Annotated in this window: 13 protein-coding genes; 8 read left to right on the forward strand and 5 right to left on the reverse strand. The window is 66.4% G+C overall.

The genetic code is table 11. The features are described from left to right. Nucleotides 1-91: 91 nt before the first annotated feature. The 3 genes from CWT12_RS00370 to CWT12_RS00380 all read right to left on the reverse strand — a co-directional run bounded on the left by CWT12_RS00370 (nucleotide 92) and on the right by CWT12_RS00380 (nucleotide 5605). On the reverse strand, nucleotides 92-526 hold the full coding sequence (locus CWT12_RS00370; RefSeq protein ID WP_161923250.1) for a hypothetical protein: 435 nt from the start codon (nucleotides 524-526) through the stop codon (nucleotides 92-94). Nucleotides 527-1364: 838 nt separating this feature from the next. Then, entirely contained in the window at nucleotides 1365-4133 is a 2769-nt protein-coding gene (locus CWT12_RS00375) for a lysylphosphatidylglycerol synthase domain-containing protein (protein ID WP_161923251.1), read from the reverse strand. Nucleotides 4134-4576: 443 nt separating this feature from the next. Beyond that, nucleotides 4577-5605 carry a hypothetical protein gene (locus tag CWT12_RS00380; RefSeq protein WP_161923252.1) on the reverse strand — a complete coding sequence of 343 codons (1029 nt, stop codon included), beginning with the start codon at nucleotides 5603-5605 and terminating at the stop codon, nucleotides 4577-4579. Between the two features lie 857 nt (nucleotides 5606-6462). Here CWT12_RS00380 and CWT12_RS00385 point away from each other — a divergent pair. The 8 genes from CWT12_RS00385 (at nucleotide 6463) to CWT12_RS00420 (ending at nucleotide 18346) form a co-directional block, all read left to right on the forward strand. Next, a complete protein-coding gene (locus CWT12_RS00385; RefSeq protein ID WP_161923253.1) occupies nucleotides 6463-6636 on the forward strand; it encodes a plantaricin C family lantibiotic in 174 nt (57 codons plus the stop codon). Between the two features lie 55 nt (nucleotides 6637-6691). After that, nucleotides 6692-6853: a class II lanthipeptide, LchA2/BrtA2 family gene (locus tag CWT12_RS00390; protein ID WP_161923254.1), complete on the forward strand. Its 162-nt coding sequence runs from the start codon at nucleotides 6692-6694 to the stop codon at nucleotides 6851-6853. Between the two features lie 94 nt (nucleotides 6854-6947). Further along, nucleotides 6948-9863 carry a type 2 lanthipeptide synthetase LanM gene (gene lanM / locus CWT12_RS00395; protein ID WP_161923255.1) on the forward strand — a complete coding sequence of 972 codons (2916 nt, stop codon included), beginning with the start codon at nucleotides 6948-6950 and terminating at the stop codon, nucleotides 9861-9863. Beyond that, on the forward strand, nucleotides 9860-11989 hold the full coding sequence (locus CWT12_RS00400; RefSeq protein WP_161923256.1) for a peptidase domain-containing ABC transporter: 2130 nt from the start codon (nucleotides 9860-9862) through the stop codon (nucleotides 11987-11989). The genes lanM and CWT12_RS00400 overlap by 4 nt, the downstream gene beginning before the upstream one ends. Beyond that, complete coding sequence (locus tag CWT12_RS00405; protein WP_161923257.1) at nucleotides 11986-14760, forward strand: DUF4135 domain-containing protein; 2775 nt, start codon at nucleotides 11986-11988, stop codon at nucleotides 14758-14760. The genes CWT12_RS00400 and CWT12_RS00405 overlap by 4 nt, the downstream gene beginning before the upstream one ends. Before the next feature lie 72 nt (nucleotides 14761-14832). Beyond that, nucleotides 14833-15534 (forward strand): ABC transporter ATP-binding protein, encoded by a 702-nt coding sequence (locus tag CWT12_RS00410; protein WP_161923258.1) that lies wholly within the window; start codon nucleotides 14833-14835, stop codon nucleotides 15532-15534. Between the two features lie 5 nt (nucleotides 15535-15539). Continuing rightward, nucleotides 15540-17261, forward strand: a complete 1722-nt coding sequence (locus CWT12_RS00415; protein WP_161923259.1) for a hypothetical protein — start codon at nucleotides 15540-15542, stop codon at nucleotides 17259-17261. Nucleotides 17262-18130: 869 nt separating this feature from the next. Further along, the gene (locus CWT12_RS00420; protein WP_161923260.1) at nucleotides 18131-18346 is read left to right on the forward strand and encodes a hypothetical protein; all 216 of its coding nucleotides are present in this window, start codon (nucleotides 18131-18133) and stop codon (nucleotides 18344-18346) included. Between the two features lie 532 nt (nucleotides 18347-18878). Here CWT12_RS00420 and CWT12_RS00425 read toward each other — a convergent pair. Together CWT12_RS00425 and CWT12_RS14220 are read right to left on the reverse strand one after the other, a co-directional pair. After that, nucleotides 18879-19547 carry a response regulator transcription factor gene (locus tag CWT12_RS00425; protein WP_161923261.1) on the reverse strand — a complete coding sequence of 223 codons (669 nt, stop codon included), beginning with the start codon at nucleotides 19545-19547 and terminating at the stop codon, nucleotides 18879-18881. Then, nucleotides 19544-21862, reverse strand: coding sequence for a sensor histidine kinase (locus CWT12_RS14220; protein ID WP_161923262.1), 2319 nt, complete (start codon nucleotides 21860-21862; stop codon nucleotides 19544-19546). Before CWT12_RS14220 ends, CWT12_RS00425 begins: the two co-directional genes overlap by 4 nt. Nucleotides 21863-21995: the final 133 nt, after the last annotated feature.

Genomic DNA, 21995 nt, shown 5'->3' on the forward strand with positions numbered 1-21995 from the left:
GCGGTTCTTGGCGCAAGCGCCGAGTCCGCGAGCAGGGCGGCGTCCCCGCAGGCGCGAATGCCCGAGGAGGGATGGGTGACGGGAATGGTACTTAGTTGAGGGGAGACTGCGCGCGAGGAGCGGTAGGCCGGAAGCGTCCTTGGGCCAGGAACAACCCCCACGGTCCGTAGGGAAGTTCCAGGTGACGGATGTGGGCCAGCTCAGCAAGCACCGCGTACCTGCCGTAGATCCAGGCGAGCACGGCTGCCAGCAGCAGGATGACGGCGCAGGTAATGGTGACCTGGAGAGGGTTCAGCATCTGTCCTGCCGCCACCAGTAGTGCGGTGCCGACGGCTGCGCAGGCGCTGGCGGTCGTCATGGTCTGAATTATTGCCTTGAGCGTGCTGAGCAGGCCGGCGTCGGTAATGGTGCCGCCCATGGCTGCCATTGAGGTAAGAAAAGTGCGGTAGCGACGTCGGGAAACGAAGAAGATGATGACGGCGGTGGCGAGACTGCCGACTATCGCGCTGAGGATCTCGATGGTCATCAGGGGACTCCTTCAGGATGGCGTCGCTCCGATCCTCACCGCAGCGAGGACCGGGCGCATCCCCCGATTGGATGAGCCGATCGGGGGGCATGACCGGAGACACAGTAGTCTTTCGGGCGGTGTCAGGCGCTCTGGGGCAGCAACCGTGCCGACGCGACCTGACACGGGCGGCGCGCGCCGGCGTGGCGGTGCCTGTGCCCTGGTCGACGGTTCGTACGTTCACGCGACGGTTCGTGTGTTCTGTCCGGCGATTCGCGTGCCCTGGTCGACGGTTCGTACCTCGTGGTGACGGTTCGTACGTTCTGGTCGACGATTCGTACCTGGTGGTGACGGTTCGTACTGTAGGGGTACGTAGCGTCGTCGAAAGGTACGAAGCGTCGGTGTAAAGGTACGAACCGTCATGCGAAGTGCCGAAGCGTCGCGCGGGGCGCACGAGCCGTTCCGCCCCCCGACGTCGGCGCCCGCCGTACCGAAGATGTTCTCATCAGCCCCAGAACGTCCTCATCAGCCCGAGTACGACCTCCGCGCGGCGAAGACGACCTCGTGAGCCCAAAAACGTCCTCGGCGCGGCGAAAACGTCCTCGTCAGCCCGAGATCCTCCACGATGTGGAGGGTTTGGGGAGTATGAGGTCGTATTCGGTCGGTGTGGGGTGGTCGAGTACGACCTCATACGCCCGAAGACGTCCTCGTGAGCCCGAGAGCGTCCTCGGCGCGGCGAAACTTCCTCATCAGCCCGAGTACGACTACCCGAACGCGACCCTCACACCACACCGCAGTCCGGGCCCCGCCCCAGCACCCTAGAACACGAAGAGCCGGTTTACGGCCCTCATCGACTCGGCTATAGGTCCCCGTGCCGCTGCAGGCGGTGCAGGCTCAGCCAGCCGACTGGGATGGGAACCCAGAAGGTGACCAGGCGGTAGACGACTGCGGTTGACAGCGCCACGCCGTTGGGAACCCCTGCCGTTACCAGGCCCGCGGTCAGTGCCACCTCCACCGGGCCGATGCCGCCGGGTGAGGGCACCACGGACCCGACGGTGTTCGCAGCCAGGTAGGTGATGGCCAGCACCGAGAAGGACAGCGTGTGCCCGAACGCCCACAGGCTCGCCCCGAATGACAGGATGTAGCTCAGGCTCAGCAGCAGCGTGCCGCCTATGCCCAGCGCCAACCGGCCCGGGTTGGACATGACCCACACCAGCCGCGGCCACACCTGCCGGTAGGTCGGCTCGATCTTCTCCCACACCCAGCTGCGCACCTTCGGGATGAACAGAGCGGTGGCGACGACGGCGACCAGGGCGACGGCGATCACCAGTACCCACCCGCTGGGCAGGGTCAGGCTGGTCGACTGGCCGGTCGTGGCGGCGACGATAATGAGCAGGACAACGGTGACAACGAACTGAACCACCTGCACCAGGGCCACGGTGGCCACACCGATCGCGGTCGGCACGCCCTTGCGGGCCAGGAAGCGCAGGTTGATCGCGGCGCCGCCGACTCCCGCGGGCGCCACTAGTGAGACTACCGAGGAGGCCAGGTGCACCTCGGTGGACTTCCACAGCGGCAGCTTTACCGGGCTGAATGCCACTAGTGCCAGGCCGGCACCGACGTAGGTGGCCAGCGAGAAGATCAGCGCCCCGAGGATCCACCAGAGGTTCGCCCCGGCAACGGCGTCGGTGATCTGCTCGATGTTCATGCGGGCCAGCAGGGTCCACAGCGCCACCAGTCCCACGATCGCCATGATGACGGTGCGTGGGGAGAAGCGGGTCAGCTTGGCGGGCTCTGCGTGCGCCGTCGGCGTCAAGTCCACCAGGGCGTCGCGCAGTTCCTGGAGCACCTTGCCGCGCCTGCCCATGGCCTCACGGGTGGCTGCCGGCAGCACCACCTGCTGCAGCATGGGGGCGATGGAGGCCAGCTGCTGAGTGGTCAGGGAACGGGAGGCGGCGGTGATAGCGCGTTCCACGTCAGTCAGGGAGGCCGTCAGCGCCAGGACTTGGGCGAGGTCGACCCGGCGGGACAGCTCGGAGGAGATGGTCTCCCCGGAGTCCCACCCGAGCAGCCAGACAGCACCTGAGTCGTCGAGTACGACGGCGGCCGAGTCTAGTTCCCGGTGTGCCAGACCGGCCTTGTGGGCGCGGCTGACCTGGTCCCAAAGGTCGCTCAGCACGTCATCGCTGATCTCATCGAGGTCCGCCAGGGCACGGGCGCCGCGGACGTGGTCGGTTACCAGCACCACGGACTCATCGGCTTCGGCTATGCCGACCAGGGCGGGGGTGCGTACGCCGGCGCGACCCGCCTCCAAGATCATCAGGGCTGCATGCTCGGCCGCAGAGCGCACGGACAGATCCCGTTCCGGCGACAGCCCCTTCACCCGCACCCGGTCCCAGAGGGTAGCCAGGAAGCCGGCAACCTGCCGGTCGGCGTCAAGGACGGTGACGTCCCTGCGCACCCCCGCGCTGTCCCAGACGGCATACAGCCGGTGGGCTGAGAGCTGACCCTCAGTGAGTGCGGCGGAGGAGGCCTCTGCCAGAATGGCGGCCAGATCGACGTCGTGGGCGGGGACGATGGTGGAGGTGTCCTCCGGAGGTATCGGGGCGGTCGCTTCCGGCTGCGGTGATGCGGGTGGGTCCGTGCCCGCGTCTTGGGGGTCGGCGGGGCCGGCTTTGGCGTCTAGTACGGCGGGGCTGGTAAGCGGGGTCTCGCGGACGCGCTCGGTGTAGCCCAGCGGTGCCGCGGTCTCAACCGTCCAGGCGCGGGCGTCGGGGGCACGGTCCATGCGCACCACGCGGACGGCGTCGATTCCAGCGCGGCGCAGCGCGCGCACCAGGGCTATGCCGTGGGCACGCGTGTCATCGACGCCGAAGGCATAGCGTACGGCCAGCCCCGGCAGGCGGCCCAGCAGAATAGAGATGACGGCGCCCGGAAGCGTGATCGCGCTGCGGAGAACCGCTAGGCCTACCACGATCCAGACGGCGGTCCAGGTGTAGCGGATTACAGGGGAGGAGCGGCGGTCCCCGGCGCCTGTGAGCAGTCCCGCCAGGGTGGCGAATACCGTGGAGATCCCGACCCGGGCCGTGCCGGAGGCGGTCACGGTCAGGCCTGAGGCGAGGATGGCCGGGCCCCAGGCGTCCAGTGCGTGCAGGCTCAGCCAGGCTAGTGCGAAGCCGCCTGCTCCCGCCAGCAGCGCACCGCCCGCGGTGTGCCAGGCGCGGCGCAGCAGGCTGTGCATGATGACCACTACCGGCACGGTGAAAGTGAGCAGGCCCTCGACGGCCTGGAGGGGGAAGACGAGGATTCGGCGCAGCACGACGGCGAGGGCGTTCTGCACGTCTTGGGTGACGCCGGTGGTGGTGGCGTGGGCGTAAGCGGCCAGGATGACCATGAAGGTCAGGCCCAGCCCGGCGACAACCAGGTCGAGCAGGTCCTCTGCCCGCCGCAGGCGGCGCTCCGGAGCGTCCACCAGCAACGTCGTCGAGCGGGGGACCGCGGTGGCGGCGGGGCTCGGGTAGGCCTGGTCTGATTTGTCGACGACGGGGGTGACGCCGATGCGCGGGATTCCGACCGGTGACGTCGCCTGGACGCGGTCCGGGTCCTCCGGGGGCGGGGCATCAGTCATGTCGGTGTCAACCTGTTTGCCTACGGATAGTACTGCCCTGTTCGGGGCGCAATGAGCCTACCAGGCGGACCCTGGGATACCGCGGAACGAAGGGTGGAGGTCGGCCGGGAGAGCTGCCGGGAAGTGGGCATTCGCGAACCGGTGTGGTGGTGCCGGGGCGGCGTGGGGTGATGTGTGCACCGCAGCAGACGTGTCGGCCGAGTCGACCGGTGGACTCGGTGGGACTGTATCCGCCGATCGGGGGTCCGATCCGCTTAGCCGATCGGCCGATGCTGAGCACTTCGGTCGCTGGCAGACTTATGGGCGTCGGCACGGAAGAGAGCCGAGCTGGCTAGTCCCTGAACCTCCCTGGTTAGTTCGGGTCCGGGCCCCTCAGCGGGGCTCGGACCCGAACCGCTTTTTGGGCCGGGGCTCAGGCCGGGCTGGTCTGCCGCCCGGATGAGTTACAGGCGAGCGAGCAGGTCCGCCATCTCCTCCTCCGCCAAGTGCCAGGATGGGTCTGCGGTGAGGGTGCCGTCGGTCAGCAGGAACCGCATCTCGGCGTCCGGTAGTGAGGCGACCTGGAGCTTGATGGCGTGCGGGCCGTCTGCTCCGTCGAAGGCGCGCAGGATGGGCTCGGCCTCGTCCAGGGTCAGGTCCTGCTCGTAGATATTGATTGCGGGCAGCCCGTCGGCGTAGCCGGGGCCGACGGCGTCCAGGGTCACGATCGGTTCGCGGGCGGGGTCCTCGGCGCCGCCGGGAAGAGCGGCTAGCACCGCGTCGAGGGGAACTCCAGACAGGTCGACGTCGGAGGTGGCGCTGATCGTCAGGGATGTGCTGCCGACTTTGAGGCGATCCTCGTAGGTCAGGGTGGTGCCGTCGGCGGCTGCCGGTGGCGCCAGGACGGCGTCGGCGGGGAGGGTATCCGCGTCGATGTGGCTGATCGCGATTGCGTCATCGGTCTCCAGCGGGATGCCCACCGCGCCGATGGAGCCCTGGTTGAGTCCGGCGGCGATGCGGAGCCGCTCGCACTGGAAGTCGAGCTCTGAGTGCGGGCGCACGAGGTCTACGTCAATGGCCGTGTGCAGGTCCTCGCCGGCCGGTCCGGTGCCGTTCCAGCTGATGAGGAGGGTGGCGTGATCCAGTCCCTCAACATTTGCTGCCAGGTCGGTGTAGGCGGACTGGATCAGGGCGGTGGCGTCCTCGACGGGGGTGTTCTCCTCCAGTGTGAGGAAGGTGCGTACGCCCCAGGACTTGGTGGAGACATGCTCGGTGTCGACGGTCGGCTCGCTCATTACGGGTGCGCGGCCGGTGAAGTAATCGGCGAAAGGCGTCGTATCCGGCTCTTTCGTGGGTGTCCGCAGCCACCTGCGCACGCCGACTCCGGTCACGACTACGGCGGTGCCAAGACCGAGGATGATATCGCGGCGGGTATGGCCGCGTTGCTTGCTGGGGGCGGCGTTAGGGGAGGGAGGGGGCGTCTGTGAAGTCACCGTCGCAGAATATGGGTGGGGTCTGAACCGACTCAATGCGCTGGCATGGGCAGTGCTCCCCATATTCTCCGCACTCACATCGCCTGCCACTTCGACCGGTCCCGGTGGTTATTTCGACCGACTGGAGGAACTACCAGAGACTCGGGTCCAGCGGAGGGACGCGGTCCAAGTACGGGGCCGGGAAAGGAAGTGTGTCGATCACGGCGGACCTGCCCGCCGCCGGCTGGCGCCCGGGTGTTGCGCAGGGCCGTACTTCCCGGTTTGCGTATACCAGACCTTCCGACTCTCGGGGCGTGTTGGAATCCGGGGCGGCGTCGGGTGGGTGGGAGCCTGCCCGCCCACGGTCTACCGTTGGAGCCGATCCTGGGCTCTCCGTCCCACGGGGCGCCTGGGGAGCGGCACCCACCCCCGCCGGGGCGGCAACACCCACCGTGCCCCAAGCACACTCACAAACCGGGAGAGCCCCTTTGCGGTTGTTGATCGGGCACTGCACCTGTAGTCGCTGGAATGCCTGGCCGCGGCCCTGTGAACACGCAGAAACATCTAGGAAACTCCTACCCTGATGCCGACTTGCTGGACTCCTGGCCGCACGGGGCGGCACTCCGCCCGCATAGCTCACCCTCGGTGCTGCCTCCCGCGCGCTGGAACGGGCCCGGTCTCAGCGTTCCGGATCAACTAGACGATCGTCGGCTCTGGCTCCTCCTTAAGTCTCATAAGCCTGAGCCGTTCTGCTGATGGGAAGCACCACGGCCGGTGAGCACACTTATTCCTGTCAGCAACGACAACCGGTGCGGAGCCCACAGTATCCGCACCACTCAATCCGCACCACTCACACCCAATCTGAAAGGAATACCCGAATGGACGCCAAGTTCACCTCCACCCCCGCCGCCAAGAGCGACCTGCTCGACGAGATCACCGAGCAGGACTATGTCACCGCGAACGGCGGATTCTTCCCCTGGCTGTCGCGAAAGCTCGGGAACACCGGCTACGTCTGCACCCTTACCAAGGAGTGCCAGAGGATGTGCAACTAGTCGCCCTCGCACGGCGATTAACCCATCAGCAGTGACAGGCCGAGAGGACACGACTATGACGCATGAGAACCTGACCGGCACCTACACCGCCTCCGAGTTGGAGGAGCTGAATGACATCAGCGCCTACGGCGGAACAACCCCCAGCTCCTGGCCCTGTGGTATTGGCATCACGACCACCGTCTGCCCCACCGCGGCGTGCTCGAGCAAGTGCCGGTGACCAACTTCTGAGGGGAGGGAGGAAGTAGCGCTCCCTCCCTCCCCTCAGTGCTCCTGCTCAGCATCTCCTCCTTGACAGAAAGAGACCTCCGCATATGACGACGCTGGACGCCACCGACCTCTTCCCAGAGCTCGACGCCGCACGCCTGAGCGATTACCTCGAGCGCATGAGCGAGGTCTCGCTCCCACCCTCCAACCCCGGTGGCAACATCGGTCCGCTCATTCTTCCTCCCCATCAGGAATCCAAGCCCTTCCAGCATCTGTACGAGGCCATGGAGGCCGCCACCTACCACCCTGAAAAGGAGTATGCCCACCGAGGCGATCTCTTGACTGCCGCCAGGCGCGTCCGGCGCCGAATCGTCCTCGACTCCTTCGACGGCATCCTCACCCGCCCCCTTGTCGCCATCCTCAGAGAGGCGCGCGATCAGGGGGAGCTGCAGGCGGCTACTCCGCGCGGCCGCTACCGCGAGTTCACCGGGCGCCTGGCCGCCAACTCGTCCCTCATTCGCTCGAGGTTTCCCGTTGCATGGACCATGCTGACTACTGTCATGAGGAACACCGAGGACTTCCTTACCGAACTCATCCAACGCCTTGAGCAAGACTGGGACGCGATCACTAGCGGGCTCGGCATCCCGCCCACCGACACCGTGACCAACTTTGAGACGGGAGGCGATTGCCACCACCACGGCCGTCGCGTCACCACTATCACCACCTCCAGCGGGGCTCGATTCGTCTACAAGCCTCGCTCGGTGGACGGCGAATGGGCCTACGAGCAGATCGTCTCCCGCCTGGCACCTGTCATTGGCCACTACCCCTCTGCTCACGTCCTCCGCAGAAACGGCTACGGCTACGTCGAGTTCGTCGAGGCTGACGACGGCGGCAAGCTGGTAGAGGTGGCTGAGAAGGTTGGCGGTCTGTCCGCCCTGTTCTACGTCCTGGGCTGCAACGACCTGCACGCGGAGAACGTCCTGCTCACCGCGGACGGCCCTGTCCCCATAGACATGGAGACCATGCTTCACCCCTACGTCCCCAATCAGGACGGAGGCAGCGCCACAGCCCCCAACGAGGCCAATCGACTACTCGCCCAGTCAGTGTTCGGTACAGGTGTCCTGCCTATGGTTGTCGCGCGCCCTGAGGACCCCGACTCCTACTACGACGTCGGCCTCCTCGGCCCGCAGGAGCAGGTCAACGGCGGGGCGTTCCGCCGCCACGCCGTCACCAACCCCTTCACGGATCAGATGTCCGTCGTCCTCACGAAAGAGCAGGTGGGGCCGGAGCCGGAGCGTCATCGCAGCACCGACCTGGAAGAGGTACGCGACTGCTCAGACGCCTTCGCCTCCGCCTTCACCCGAACCTACCGCGCTCTTATGGGCAGCCGCGAAACGCTGATCAACGTCGTCGCTGACTGCTGCTCGGGCCTGCGCCTGCGTTACCTCCACAACCCGACCCAGTTTTACGCTCAGGTCCTGTCCACACTCACCTCCCCGCTCTCCGCGGGCTCGGCCGAGCTCGCACGGATGCTGGCTCTACGCGTCGGCCTGACGGGTACTTCACATACGCGACTCATCACCGAGGAGGTGAGCAGCCTCCTGGAACAGGACATTCCCTACTTCACTACCGACACGAGTAAGTTCCACGTCCTCGACGCCGCCGGTGAACGAGCCCTCCTACCACTGGACCAGGCACCGATTGACACCGCGCTGGAACGGATCCGGGCACTGGACGAGTCCGACCTGGCCCGTCAACTGCGCCTCATCCGCTCAGCCTTTTGCGGAATCGTCCCCGACGAGTCCATCGCCCCGACGGCTCGCCCGGCGCTCACCCCCCGCCCGGCGACGCGAGCACCGGGTGAGGACCGCTTGACGCTCACTGACCTCGCGGCGGACATAGGCGGGCAGATCGTCGGTCGTATGCTCACCGACACCGACCCTCGCCGTCCGATGACGTGGATCGGCCCCCTAGCCTCGGTGGAGACGGCCCGACCCTGGCCCCCCGGCGTGCTGGGATACGACCTCTACACTGGCCGCCTGGGCACCGCCCTCGCCCTCGCCCGGGCAGGTCGTGCGCTCAGCGACACGAACCTGACCCGCGCAGCCTCCCAGGTCTTTGAGGCCACCATCGACATGGTGAGCGATATTCCTGAGGCCGCCTCCCCAGTACGAGGGACTTACGCGGGCGCCGTCGGCGTGGCGTGGGCCCTATGGGCGGCAGGAAAGGTCCTGGAGCGCCCCGAATGGTGCCGATCCAGCGGTGATCTCCTGCGCCACTTGTGGAGTAGCGCCCGTCCCACCGACCCGGCAGACGAGCTTGACACGATTAGCGGGGTCATCGCCTCCTGGCGTGTGAGCCAGATGCTCGGCGTCACGGACCTCGCACTCGACCACGACCTCGATAAGGCCCTGGCCACCGTCATTGACGGCAGCTGGAAGGACACGGAGGTCTCCCGGCACTCCGGCTTCGCCCATGGTACAGCCGGAGTCCTCTACACCGTTGCCCAGCACCCTCAGGCGCAGCGCTACGTACCGACGCTCTTGGAGCACTTGGGCACCTTCTGGGACGAAGACAGCCGCAACTGGTACACAGCCTCGGACCACAGCCATGTCAACCACGGCTGGTGCCACGGGCGCGCCGGTGTGCTCCTCGGCCTCGCAGCCGCCCGGCTCACCCAGGGCCTCACTTACTCCCACCGGGCCGAGCTGACAGGGCTGGTGGCCGATATCGCCACCGACGGAGCAGCGTACAACCTCACCTACTGCCATGGCTCGCTAGGTGACTACGACGCCGCCCGCTGGCTAATCGACCGCGGCGCATGCGCCGATACCTCCGTCCTGACCCGGATGGAGGAGGTCCTCACCCCACAGGCCATCGCCCGGAAGAGTTGCGATCCGCACAGCCGCTACTCCCTCAGTGATGGCCTGATGGTCGGGATCGCCGGCTCGCTCCTCCACCTGGCGGAACGCATCGACCCCACCATCAAAGTCTCGCCGACGACGCTGGAGGTCTACTCATGAGGCACCGAGTCCCCGTGCGCATCCAGGTCTCTCAGACCGAGTGCGGCCTAGCCTGCTGCCTGGCCGTTCTGGAGCACCTGGGCTGCTACCGCTCCTTCACTGACGCTCGTCGCTGCCTGCGACCGGGCAGGTCCGGACTATCCATCATCGAGCTGCAGGACTACCTGCGTGACAACGGCTGCGAGGCTCGCTCCTACCGGGCCGGAACCGGACGGCTGACAGAGCTGCCGCTGCCGGCGATCGTCTTCTGGGAGAAGTCCCACTTCGTCGTCCTGGAGCACCTCGGCCGCCACCGGGTCGGGCTCATGGACCCCGGCCTGGGCCGCAGGACGGTCTCACGTGCCGCCTTCGAGGAGAGCTACTCCGGCGTGGTCCTCACAGCCACACGAGGCCCCGGTTTCCAGCCTCGACGGCGCCAGCCGCTGCACCAATGGCGGCTGCCGGGGCTCACCTGGGACCTCGACCTGGCTAGCACGGGAGTCATCGCCGCGACGACGGTGTTGACCTACCTCGTCACCCTCGTCATGCCGATGATCACAGCCCATCTCGTCGATCAGGTGACCGGCGCACCCGCAGGTGCCGGGATGTCAGCCCGTACCCTCCTGCTCGCCACGGCAGCCGCAGTGGTGCTCTACGTCGCCGTGGAATACGTGCGCACCCTGGCTACCTCACGCGTCGTTAGGCGCCTGGGAGCCGGGCTCATGCAAACCTCCTTCGGGCACCTCCTGCGTCTGCCCCTGTCCTATTTCGCCACCCGCGTGCCCGGCGAGCTGATGCAGCGCCTCGCCGGCGTCAACTACCTGCGCGACACCCTGTCCAGCCAACTGGTCTCCTCCCTGTTCGACCTGGGAACAACCGTGGTCGTCCTCGGCTACATCTGGGTCGTCTCACCCCAGCTCGGCTTGGCCGCAACGGCGATCCTCGTCCTCCTCCTCACGTTTCTCCTCCTCACCCGCCAGCCTCTCAGTCGGGCTATCGACGAGGAGATCACCGCGCTCATGGAGGCTCAGGGGGTGCAGTACGACGCGGTCTCCTCCATCGCCCAGATCAAGATCGGCGGCTACACGACGACGATGGAAAGCAAGTGGCGCAAGGAGTACGACCGCTCCCTCACCGCCCTCCACAGCAGGATGCGCTGGCAGAACGGGATCGTGGGTTCGGTCAGCGCCGCGTTCCAACTCTTCGGCCCCTTCACCCTCCTGCTCTACGGCACGACGCTTCCCACGACCTCCCTGGGGCAGGCTGTGGCCGTCTCCTCCTTGGCCGCCACAATGCTCGCCGGCGTCTCAGGGCTGTTGGGCGCCTACACCGACTTCATCACCTGCTCCAATCACCTTGACCGCCTCGAGGACATCATTGATACCGCGGCCGAGCCGACGGGCGGTGGGCGCAGCGTCATCAGTGACGGCCGCATTGAGCTGGAGAACCTGTCCTTCCGCTACGCCAACGAATCCGTACCGGTGCTGGACGGGGTCAGCCTGACGATCCGCGATGGCGAGATGACTGCATTGGTGGGCCAGTCCGGCTCCGGCAAGACCACTCTGGCAAAAGTCCTGTGCAGCCTCTACGCCCCCTCCTCGGGACAGGTCCGCATTGGAGGCCACCTGCTTGAGGACTACGACCGGGACGTGCTGCGCCGGCACATCGGCTACGTCCCGCAGGACGTTACCCTCCACAACGGCACCCTTATGGAGAACCTGGCCCTCGGCAGCGACATACCCGAGGAGGAGATCGTCCGGCGCTGCCGCTCCCTGGGCTTCCTCGACTTCATCGACAGCCTCCCGATGGGCTACTACACCCAGGTGTCCGACCTCGGCGCGAACTTCTCCGGCGGACAGCGCCAGCGCCTCGCTATCGCCCGGGCGCTCCTGCGTCACCCCCGAATCATGGTGTTGGACGAGGCGACCAGCGCCCTGGACCGACTGAACGAGCACCGCGTCAACAAGGTCCTCCGCGACCTGGGGTGCACACGAGTCGTGATCGCCCACCGCCTGGAGACAGTCCGCTCCGCCGACACCATCTACGTCATGGACTCAGGCCGAGTCGTCGAGCACGGCACCCACCAGAGCCTCATCCAGGCCAACTCCATTTACGCCGCCCTCTACAAGAAAGGTGCCGCAGCATGACCGCCCCCGCCCTACCAACCACACAGACCCTGACCTCCGCCTTCGACGCCTTCCACCCATTCCTCCAGACCGTCACGAGGCAGGCCCTCCAGCAGACCAGGGCCTCAGCACTGGCTGCCCACCTCATACGCAGCGTCCAGGACAAGGTCCTTGAGGAGGCTTCCCGAATCTGGTTCCGCGCCCTCCTTGAGGAGTTCCACGAGTTCCGTGACAACGCTGGGCTTCCCATGCAGGCTGGATCCCAGGAGGCCCTGCGGCGCTACGCCGCTCACCTGTGCAGGGAGGAGGTCGTCGCAGACCTCCGGCTGCGTTGGCCGACAGCCGACCAGCTCCTGCGCACCCGCGCCTCGATGCACGTCGCCAACGCCTCGCAGCTTGCCCAAGCCTGGGAGGAGGACCGCCAGCACCTGGTTTCCTGCGGGCTCCTCCCACGCGACTTCGAACCGGAAGCCGTCACCTTGGGCAAGGGGGACAGCCACAACGGTGGCCGGTCCGTCACTGTTCTGTCCAGCGCCGGCGGTGAGCGCATTCTGTTCAAACCGCACAGTGCTGACGGAGACCTTCTGCTTGCGGACCTTCTCGCGCTCGTGAGCCGATACTGCGGTGAGAACCTGACTGGCTGCGTCCCCCGTACCCTCGCCAGCTCCTGGGGCAGTTGGCAAGAGTTCGTCCCTGCCCTGGAGCCCACGACGCCCGGCGAGGTGAGTCAGTATTTCTACCGCTTCGGGCTCCTGGCCGCCCTCCTGACCGCCATCGGCGCAGGGGACCTGCACCACGAGAACGTCATCGTGCGTGGGCCCAGTCCGTGCGTCATTGACACCGAGGCGCTCCTTCAGCCCGGCACCGTGGAACCCTCCAGTCGTCTTGGGGACGTCCTCCTCGAGGCGGGCGAGAGGTCTCCAGGTTCCACGCTCATGCTTCCCATGCGAGTGAGGGAGGGAGCCTTCGACATCCTGCTGTGCGCATTGGGGGTTCCCTGGGAGCAGGTCTCCCGGAAGTCGACCTTCGCCCTCCTCGATGACGGCACGGACGCCGTGCGGATGGCCCGCTCCGAGGTGCAGATCGACCATGAGGCCAACGTCGTGCGCCTATACGGCGAGGTTGTCGACCCCGTCGACCACATCGACCGCATCACTGCCGGATACCTGAGGATGCATGCAGCCCTGAGGGAGTGCCAGGAGGAGGTCGTGTCGCTTTTGCAGCAGTCCGGCTCAGGGACGTTCCGTGTCGTGCTGCGCCCTACGGAGACCTACACGAAGCTCCTGGACGCCTCCGTCCAACTGAGCGCGCTCCGCGACGCCCGGCAGCGACAGGGGATTATCTCCGTCCTGCGCGACCAGGACTACCACGACGACGGGGCCGTCGGGGCGCGAGAGCGGGAGGACCTTGCCAATTTCGATGTCCCGGCCTTCCAGATACGGGCCGACGGAACACGACTGCTCCACCATGGCCAGCCGGTATCTCGCCCCTACTTCGCTGCGAGTCCCGTCGCAGCGGCGACCACCTCGCTCCGGCGCTTCTGCCAGCGCGACCCGCTCTTCCACCACCAGGTTCTCGAGACCTCGCTCGGCGAGCTCGCTGCGGGACAAGGACGTCCCTACCCCGCACCTCTCATCGAGGGAGTGCTGGAGGAAGACCCGAACCGCTGCGCGAACGGTATCCTGAGGCTCCTGGAGTGCACGGCGGTGCGGGGGCTGACCGATGATGGTATGGGTGCCTCCTGGCTGTCCCACCTCGGCCACGACGACCTGGAGACTTTTGAACTCGACCGGGTCATGTCGTTCCACGACCTCGGTGGTCTCATCGCTACGCTGGTCTCCAGGCACCCCGGCTCGCCCTTGGCACGGCAGGCACGAGCCGCACTGAGCACCCGGCTGGTGCCCCAGGACGAGTCGGCCGGCACCCCGGTCCTGTCGGTGTTCGCCGGGCCGATGCACGGCTGGCTTTCAGATGACGACACGGCTGCCGTCCCACCTGGCCCCCTCGCGCTCGCCCGCCTGTGCCCACGGCCGGAAGACATCGATCTCATCACGGGCCTGTCTGGCAGCATCCTCGCTGCGGCGAGCCAGCCCGACCAGGTAGATGACCGCCTCGTGGCCGCCCTCAGTCGGCTGGAGGAACTGCTGCCGGAGGTCTGCTGGGAACGGGACTGGTACAACCTCGCCCACGGGGAGGTAGGGGCCCTATGGGCCCAGGTCCGCGCACGCCACGCGCTCGGCCTTGCGGTTGACGAGCCGCTGACCAAGATTCTTCGCGGCCTGCAAGGCTGCCTGGAGGACCCCCGGCTGGGCGCGTCGTGGTGCGCAGGCGCCTCGGGCGGATTGATCGTTCTGTCCGACCTGCACCGGATGGGCCTTGAAGCGCCGCCCTCGACCGCCGGGGCCCTCGCCGCCCGGATCAGCAGCCAGGCTCTGGGAGAGGACCCCGTTGACCTGTCCGTGTGCCACGGGGTGAGCGGTTGCATACAGGCTCTTCTACTGGCCTCAGAGACGGGCCTCGTTCCCGAGGGCATCACCCGGGCCGGCTCACTGTGGGTCGAGGCCGTAAGCCGGGCCCGCTGCCGCGGCACCCAGACCGGCGCGGTCGGCCGCACGACCATCCAGGGCTACATGCTGGGGTGGGGCGGGCTCCTGGACACCATGCACCGGCTCACGCGGGGCCCCGGCACCTTTGACGCAGTGAGCCTGCGCCCCCGTCTGCCCGCCCCGCAGCATCATCTGATCGGAGGCCCCGTTAGCCCAATGTCGGCCGTCACCCCGAAAGCGGCCTGACAGACACACAACCACTGACTGTCCAAACAACACCCAGCATTCCAAACCATTCTCAACCAAGGGAGTATCACCATGTCCATTGTCCTGACTGACGTGTGCCAGGCCTATTCGGGCTTCGAGCTGCGCGACGTGTCCTTCGAGGTCTCTACCGGCGAGATCGTCGGTTTCCTGGGGCCAAACGGTGCGGGAAAGTCCACCACGTTGCGCATCCTGCTGGGTCTGGAGCGCCCGGCTCGGGGCACGGCTCTTATTGAGGGGACCCCTTACGCGAGGATGGCTCAGCCGATGCGCACCATCGGCTCCATCCTCGACGCCCAGTGGATCGCCGGGGGCCAGACGGTGACGCAGTACCTGACCTGGCTGGCGATCGCCGGGGGCCTGGACCGCTCCCGCATCCCCCTGCTGCTAGAGCAGGTCGACCTGGCTTACGCCGCCAAACGACGTGTCTCGCGCCTGTCCCTGGGCATGCGCCAGCGCCTGGGCCTGGCCGGAGCGCTGCTGGGCGACCCGCGCTACCTCGTTCTGGACGAGCCGCTCAACGGACTGGACCCCGAGGGCATCCGCTGGTTCCGCGACCTGCTACGGCAGCTACGAGACCAGGGCCGGGGCATCCTGTTGTCCTCCCACATCCTGACCGAGGTCTCCGCCGTGGCCGACCGCGTCGTCATGATCTCCGACGGGCGCGTCACCGGAAGTGGCAGCCTGAGCGACTTCGAGGCGGAAGGCAGCTTGGAAGACGCCTTCTTCAAGCACCTCGCCCCCAAGGAGCGGTGATAGCGATGCGACTGTTCATCAGCGAGATCTACAAGCTCTACACCTACCGGTGGCCCGCACTGCTGCTGGCCGGGGCGCTGGCCGTCGGTGCTCTCCTGGACATCTACCTCGCTCTGGCATACGCCTCCTCCTCCGGCTCATACGTGAGCACGGCACTGAGCTTCAACGAGCTCGTCTGCCGCCTGGCGTGGTTCACCCTGCCCATCCTGGTCCTGGCCGGTGACGCACGTGATGGCATGCTGGCCAGTGTCGTCCTGGTCCGCCCGCGCCCGCGCGCGATCCTGGCCGCCAAGCTCGTCTCGTCCCTCGTCGCCGCCCAGGTCAGCGCCCTGGGGTCCCTGGTCCTCATCGCGGCCTTCATGCCGCTGGGAGGGTGGCCCGACGCCGCCGCCGCCCTAGCTGCCTTCGCCCCGAAGGCCGCTCGTATGATGGTGCTGCCCCCGCTGGCAGTGTGCTTCGGCTTTGCCGTCGCCGTCCTGGCCAATTTGAGGTCACTGCCGTGGGTGGCGACGGGTCTGGTCCTCTGGAGCCAGGTGATCGAGAAGCTCCTCTTCACCGTCGTGGGTAACCTCGTCCCTCCGTCTGTCGGGGCGCTCCTTGCCCCGTATTCCGTCGCTGTCACGTGGTTCTACGGTGCCTGGGGCGAGATGGGCCTGCCTGCCTTTGACACCTGGGGCTTCTTGCCGCTCCTGGTCCTGGCCGCCCTCACCTGTGCGGCTGCCGCCGTCCTCCTCACCCGTACCGCCGACCCGGCCGGACGACCCTGGGGCCTACCCACCGTCGCCCTGACCACCGAGGCCGTGGCCACTACGACCGCATCCGCGCGTTCCACCTCAGCCGCAGCGGCCCCTATGCGCTCGGCGGCGGCTGACGGCGCCGCCCGCTCCCACCTGGCAGGACCACCCGCCCCCACCACCAGTGCCAGGGCCTCCCGCAGTGGTCTCCTGGGTGATGTCCTGGCCTGGCTCCGGGCCAGCATGAGCTCCCACGGCGCGCTGCGGCGCACACTTCTCCTGACTCTGCTTACCGGCGCCGCGAACGCCGCCATCACTGCCGGAGTGGTGGTCATCTTCGAGATCTCCCTGACCTCCTCCGGCGCCCTCAGTGATGCCGAGTCCGCGATCGGGGCCGTCGTCAGCGGCTGGGGCATGCTCTGCCTGCCGCTGACTCTCCTGACCGGCTCGTGGACCTACCTACGGCTCATCCAAACCCGCGAGCTGGCCCTGGTCTACACGGCTCTTCCGCGTCGCAGCGCCGTCATCACCGCCTGCGCGGTCCATGCCGGCCTCCAGGCCGCGGTAGTCACCCTGGTGTCCATCGCCGCGGGTCTTGCTGTCCTGGCCTTTGCTACCAGCGTCAGTGCTGTCCTGGCCACTGCCGGACTTACCAGGATGCTGGTCGCCGCCCCCCTGGGCGCCGTCCTCGCCCAGCTCAGCGTCATCGGGGCCGCCGTCCTCATCCGCCGGCCCATCCCCGCCCTGGCGGGCGTGGCCGGCTGGCTCCTGCTGGCCGAGCCTCTCCTCCAGAGCAGCAGCCCTGTCATGGAGCGGGTAGTGGGCAGGCGCACGATCACCGCCCTGGTCAACAACTTCGTCAGTCCCAGTTCCTTCGCCGACGATCCCCTGAGCACCTCCGCGGCCCTCATGTGGCTCATCGCGCTTGCCGCCGTGCTTGTCACCATGGCCGTCGTCGTCGAGCGACGGCGCCCCGGAGTCATCGGGAACTGAACTGGATGGAGCAGCACCCGCGCACCCTTTCAGGTGTGGCCTTGGCCGGCGACAGCCTCGCCGACCAAGGCCACACCTCTGTCCGCACGGTTGGCACGAGCGGTAGGCAGCGAGACCGCCCCGCGCTCTAGCCCTGCTCAGCTGCTCTCGCGGTCTGCAACTTTGAGAACGACATCCTGGAGGCCGGCGCGGCTGAGACCATGCGGCATGAGGGCCAGGGGCTTAAGGACCTCAAGGACTGGCAGGTTACGGTCCCTGAGGCGGCTGAGCTTCTTCCAGGCCGCCTACCTTTCTCCCGACCTCACCTTCCAATCGAGCACCAGTGGCGAGAGCAGCTCATCACGCAGGCTGTCCCCTTGCCTGCCCCGGGCGGCCGGGCTCTACCGATCCACCTCCCCAGAGTCTCCCGCACCCTCGGGGGAGTCTGCTTGCAGCTGTCCTACCGGCATGCTGAGGTGTACGCCTTGCTGCCGCACTACCGGGGCGCGCTCCTGCAAGTCGTCGGGACTGAGGCCTAGCGGTTGTAGGGCATGGGGTCGTCGTCGCCTGGGACGCGCAGAGAACAGCCCGGGGGTAACCCGCTCACGCAGCTCCTCAGGGTACTTCCCAGGTTCCACTCGTGACAGCGACCTCGACGCGCGCTCACTGCCTCCATCAAACCCGGGGCGCAACGTCCTAACTATCAGATTACGGGAATTGGAAGACATCCACCCAAGTCCAAACACAACCTTACAGTCCAGTGGTGCGGTAGTTGCCGGAGACCAGGCCCTGCACACTCTTCCAGTCCTAGGAGTCAGGTGGGGTCGAGGTCGTCTGTGGTGGGTACGGACTGACCGAGGGCGTTGGCGATCAGGGTGGTGTAGGTGCCGATGATTCGGCAGGTGGGGGTGCTGGGAGATGTCGAACAGCTCGGCCAGCAGGTCCTTGCTGGTGTTGTGCCGAAGTTCCATCACGGTCAGTATCACGCACTGATAGATGCCCAGGGCACGACAGCCCGCCTTTGGCGGGTCGCCGCGGCTGTTCAGGACGGCGCACATCATGGGGGGCTGGTGGTGGTCAAGCTTCGTGCTAACATTCATGGCTAGAGGTCCGTTCTGCGAGGATTTATTGATCCGTCAATAAATCCTCGCAGAACGGACCTCCCTATCGCTCACCTATAACGCGCGTGTTGCGGGTCCCCTGCACCCCCATGAATAACCCTCCCGGCACTCCATTCCTTCGGGATCCGTCCATCAATAGGACGCACTGGGGTGTGTCGGTATCACGTGTAGACGGTTAGCAGCACTTTGGAGTGATTGAGCAGAGCCATTTCGGGCCTGGGAGTGAAGTGGGCGAGATGAGCATCGGCGATGCGCTTAGAGAGATGGTGGATTGGGCAGGAAGAGTTGGCTCGGCAGGCGTGGCGACGGAAGGACTCGCCAGCCCCAGGAGCGATACAGACATGGCGATGGCAGAGAGGGTGCGAAGGGAACACATGTGCGGTGACTTCCTATCGGTTGTGGATCCGGTGGGATAGTCGCATCTTGTCCTACACAGCTGTGTGGCCTGCTCATCATTGAGTCCCCGTTCGATTCCTCCTTTTGAGGGAGCCCGACGAGACATAATGAGGAGGGGTGACTAGCCGCCGATGCCCCGCTTGTACGCCTCGGTGACGATCTCCAGTCGGCTACCCACCCCCATCTTGCGCATAAGCGAGGAAACGTGAGTTTTGACGGTGGTCTCCGCAACGTTCATCTGGCGTGCAATCTGGCGGTTGGTGCGTGCCTGACACAGAAGCCGAAGCACTTCCCGCTCTCGCCCCGATAGATCGAGTTCCGCGGTGGAACCGGTACTGGGGCGCTGGCCGCGCACGTAGCGTTCCAAGACGCGGCTGGTGGGTCCGGGCGAGAGGACCTTACCGCCCCCGTGGACGGTCCGAATTGCCGCCGCGATCTCGGCGGCAGGCGTGGTCTTGAGAAGGAAGCCCGAAGCGCCGGCGGCGATTCCTCCATCGAGGAAGGTATCGTCATCGAAGGTGGTCAGTAGGAGTACCCGAGTGCTGCCCCCGGCGGCGAGGATCCGCGAGGTTGCTCCAATGCCATCCAGAACCGGCATCTGGATATCCATGAGTACGACGTCCACCATGTGGTCGTGGACAAGATCAACCGCTTCGGCGCCATTGGCGGCGGTGGCCACTATTTCGATGCCGTTTTCCTGAGCGAGGAGCATGGATAGCGAGTCGAGCACGATGGCGTCGTCGTCCACGATGGCGACGCGGATCGGACTGGGCTGGATGTTTTGGTTCATGGTTTGCCCTTTTCGTTGTTGGGTGTGAGGGGGAGGGTGGTGTGGAGGATCCATTGGTGGTTGGTGTGTTTGGTGGTGGTGGTTCCTCCGAGGGCGTGGGTGCGTTCCTGGATGCCGAGGATGCCGAGTTTGGATGAGGTGGCGGGGGTTGTGTGTCGGGTGTCGGCCAGGGGGTTGATGGCGTGGAGCTCGGCGGTGGTGTCGGTGATGTTGAGTTGGATGGTGCATTGGGCGTCGGGGGCGGCGTGTTTGATCATGTTGGCGACGCATTCGTCCAGGATGCGGGTCAGGGTGGTGGTCAGGGTGGGGGTGAGTCGGGTGGTGTCTCCTTGGTGGGTGACGGTGGCGTGGAGGCCGGCTTGGTGGAGGTTGTGGCGGGCTTGGGTGAGGGTGGTGGTTAGGTCGGGTGTGGGGGGTGCGGGGTCTAGGGGGGTGTTGGTGTCTTGTCTCAGGAGGCGCAGCATGGTGCGCAGGTCGAGGACCGATTGGTGGCCGGTGGTGATGATGTCGTCTAGGGCGGTGTTGATCTGGTCGGTGTGGTTGGGGTTGTGGAGGTGGGCTTGTGCTTGTTGGGCGCGCAGGACGATTTGGGTGTTGGCGCGGGCGAGGGTGTCGTGGAGTTCGCGGGCGATGAGGGCGCGCTGCTCGCGCAGGGCTTGGGCGTGAGCGGCCTGGGCCCGGGACACGTTGGCGTCAGCAAGCCGCAGAGCCGAGGCAGCGCCAAGACAAAGGATGAGCCACAACACCTGTGACAGCAGAGCGTAGGACATGTCGTGGCCTGCTTGCCAGGCTAGGAGGTTTCCGGCCGCCATGGCCACCACAATCACAACGGCCTGCCAATAACCGCCCCGACGAACAAGGACACAAGTTGCGGCGGTCGTGGCTATAACAGTTCCAGTGAACTGGTCGCTGGCCGTTGCATGTGCGGCGCCTGCTGCCAGGATGATGGTGGCGGCCAAGGGGTTGCGGGGGATCAGCAGCAGCGCCCACGGCACCACCAAACCCACTACGGTGGTCAACCGTATGCCGGCGTCGACCATGTTGAATACGGCAATAACAACACTGGCGGCGGTCAGTAGACTCAGGCCCCAATGGGCGTGCAACCAGTCCCATGTGCGACCCCGCCGACGCCTGTTTCCGGGAGCGTCTGGCGCATGTTCCTGAACCGCGTTGGTTTGTGTGAGGGGGAGGGTGGTGTGGAGGATCCATTGGTGGTTGGTGTGTTTGGTGGTGGTGGTTCCTCCGAGGGCGTGGGTGCGTTCCTGGATGCCGAGGATGCCGAGTTTGGATGAGGTGGCGGGGGTTGTGTGTCGGGTGTCGGCCAGGGGGTTGATGGCGTGGAGCTCGGCGGTGGTGTCGGTGATGTTGAGTTGGATGGTGCATTGGGCGTCGGGGGCGGCGTGTTTGATCATGTTGGCGACGCATTCGTCCAGGATGCGGGTCAGGGTGGTGGTCAGGGTGGGGGTGAGTCGGGTGGTGTCTCCTTGGTGGGTGACGGTGGCGTGGAGGCCGGCTTGGTGGAGGTTGTGGCGGGCTTGGGTGAGGGTGGTGGTTAGGTCGGGTGTGGGGGGTGCGGGGTCTAGGGGGGTGTTGGTGTCTTGTCTCAGGAGGCGCAGCATGGTGCGCAGGTCGAGGACCGATTGGTGGCCGGTGGTGATGATGTCGTCTAGGGCGGTGTTGATCTGGTCGGTGTGGTTGGGGTTGTGGAGGTGGGCTTGTGCTTGTTGGGCGCGCAGGACGATTTGGGTGTTGGCGCGGGCGAGGGTGTCGTGGAGTTCGCGGGCGATGAGGGCGCGCTGCTCGCGCAGGGCTTGGGCGTGAGCGGCCTGGGCCCGGGACACGTTGGCGTCAGCAAGCCGCAGAGGAGCGGCGACACCCATACAGATGGCAATCCACAACACCTGGCTGATGAACAGGTCATTCATCATTGTTCCCGCCTGCCAGGCTAGGAGGTTTCCGGCCGCCATGGCCACCACAATCACAACGGCCTGCCAATAACCGCCCCGACGAACGAGGGCGTACACGGCGAACCATCCGGCCATGACCAATCCGGCTTCCCTAGCGTCTGCGAGCCCGTAAGCCGTACCCGCCGCCAGGATGGTGGTGGCGGTCCAGGGATTGCGGGGTATCAGCAGCAGCGCCCACGGCACCACCAAACCCACCGTATCGGTGAGAGTGAACCACTGGAACAGCACCGGCAACGCGGAGAAGGCCAGGCTGAAGGCCGTGAAGACGCTGAGTTCACGGTGGGCGCGCCACGCAGCACGAAGTCGACTCGGCGCGACGTTGAGTGCTGGGTGAGGCAGGGCGAACATGGGTGGCCTTTCAAGACTGCGCACAGACTAGCCCACATCATGAGCCTCCTACCAAGGTAGGAGAGGTTGTGGCGGGAAGCCGGAACAGCCGAGTCCCGCCGCTGTGTCATGGTCGAGCCATCGAAGGCTTGAA

Source organism: Actinomyces sp. 432 (assembly GCF_009930875.1).
Taxonomy (GTDB): domain Bacteria; phylum Actinomycetota; class Actinomycetes; order Actinomycetales; family Actinomycetaceae; genus Actinomyces.

Bases quoted from the DNA above. Each gene is read 5' to 3' on its own strand.
- CWT12_RS00410 (WP_161923258.1), top strand. From the start codon at position 14,833: ATGTCCATTGTCCTGACTGACGTGTGCCAGGCCTATTCGGGCTTCGAG.
- CWT12_RS00420 (WP_161923260.1), top strand. From the start codon at position 18,131: ATGATTCGGCAGGTGGGGGTGCTGGGAGATGTCGAACAGCTCGGCCAG.
- CWT12_RS00405 (WP_161923257.1), top strand. From the start codon at position 11,986: ATGACCGCCCCCGCCCTACCAACCACACAGACCCTGACCTCCGCCTTC.
- lanM (WP_161923255.1), top strand. From the start codon at position 6,948: ATGACGACGCTGGACGCCACCGACCTCTTCCCAGAGCTCGACGCCGCA.
- CWT12_RS00425 (WP_161923261.1), bottom strand. From the start codon at position 19,547: ATGAACCAAAACATCCAGCCCAGTCCGATCCGCGTCGCCATCGTGGAC.
- CWT12_RS00400 (WP_161923256.1), top strand. From the start codon at position 9,860: ATGAGGCACCGAGTCCCCGTGCGCATCCAGGTCTCTCAGACCGAGTGC.
- CWT12_RS00385 (WP_161923253.1), top strand. From the start codon at position 6,463: ATGGACGCCAAGTTCACCTCCACCCCCGCCGCCAAGAGCGACCTGCTC.
- CWT12_RS00390 (WP_161923254.1), top strand. From the start codon at position 6,692: ATGACGCATGAGAACCTGACCGGCACCTACACCGCCTCCGAGTTGGAG.
- CWT12_RS00370 (WP_161923250.1), bottom strand. From the start codon at position 526: ATGACCATCGAGATCCTCAGCGCGATAGTCGGCAGTCTCGCCACCGCC.
- CWT12_RS00415 (WP_161923259.1), top strand. From the start codon at position 15,540: ATGCGACTGTTCATCAGCGAGATCTACAAGCTCTACACCTACCGGTGG.
- CWT12_RS00375 (WP_161923251.1), bottom strand. From the start codon at position 4,133: ATGACTGATGCCCCGCCCCCGGAGGACCCGGACCGCGTCCAGGCGACG.
- CWT12_RS14220 (WP_161923262.1), bottom strand. From the start codon at position 21,862: ATGTTCGCCCTGCCTCACCCAGCACTCAACGTCGCGCCGAGTCGACTT.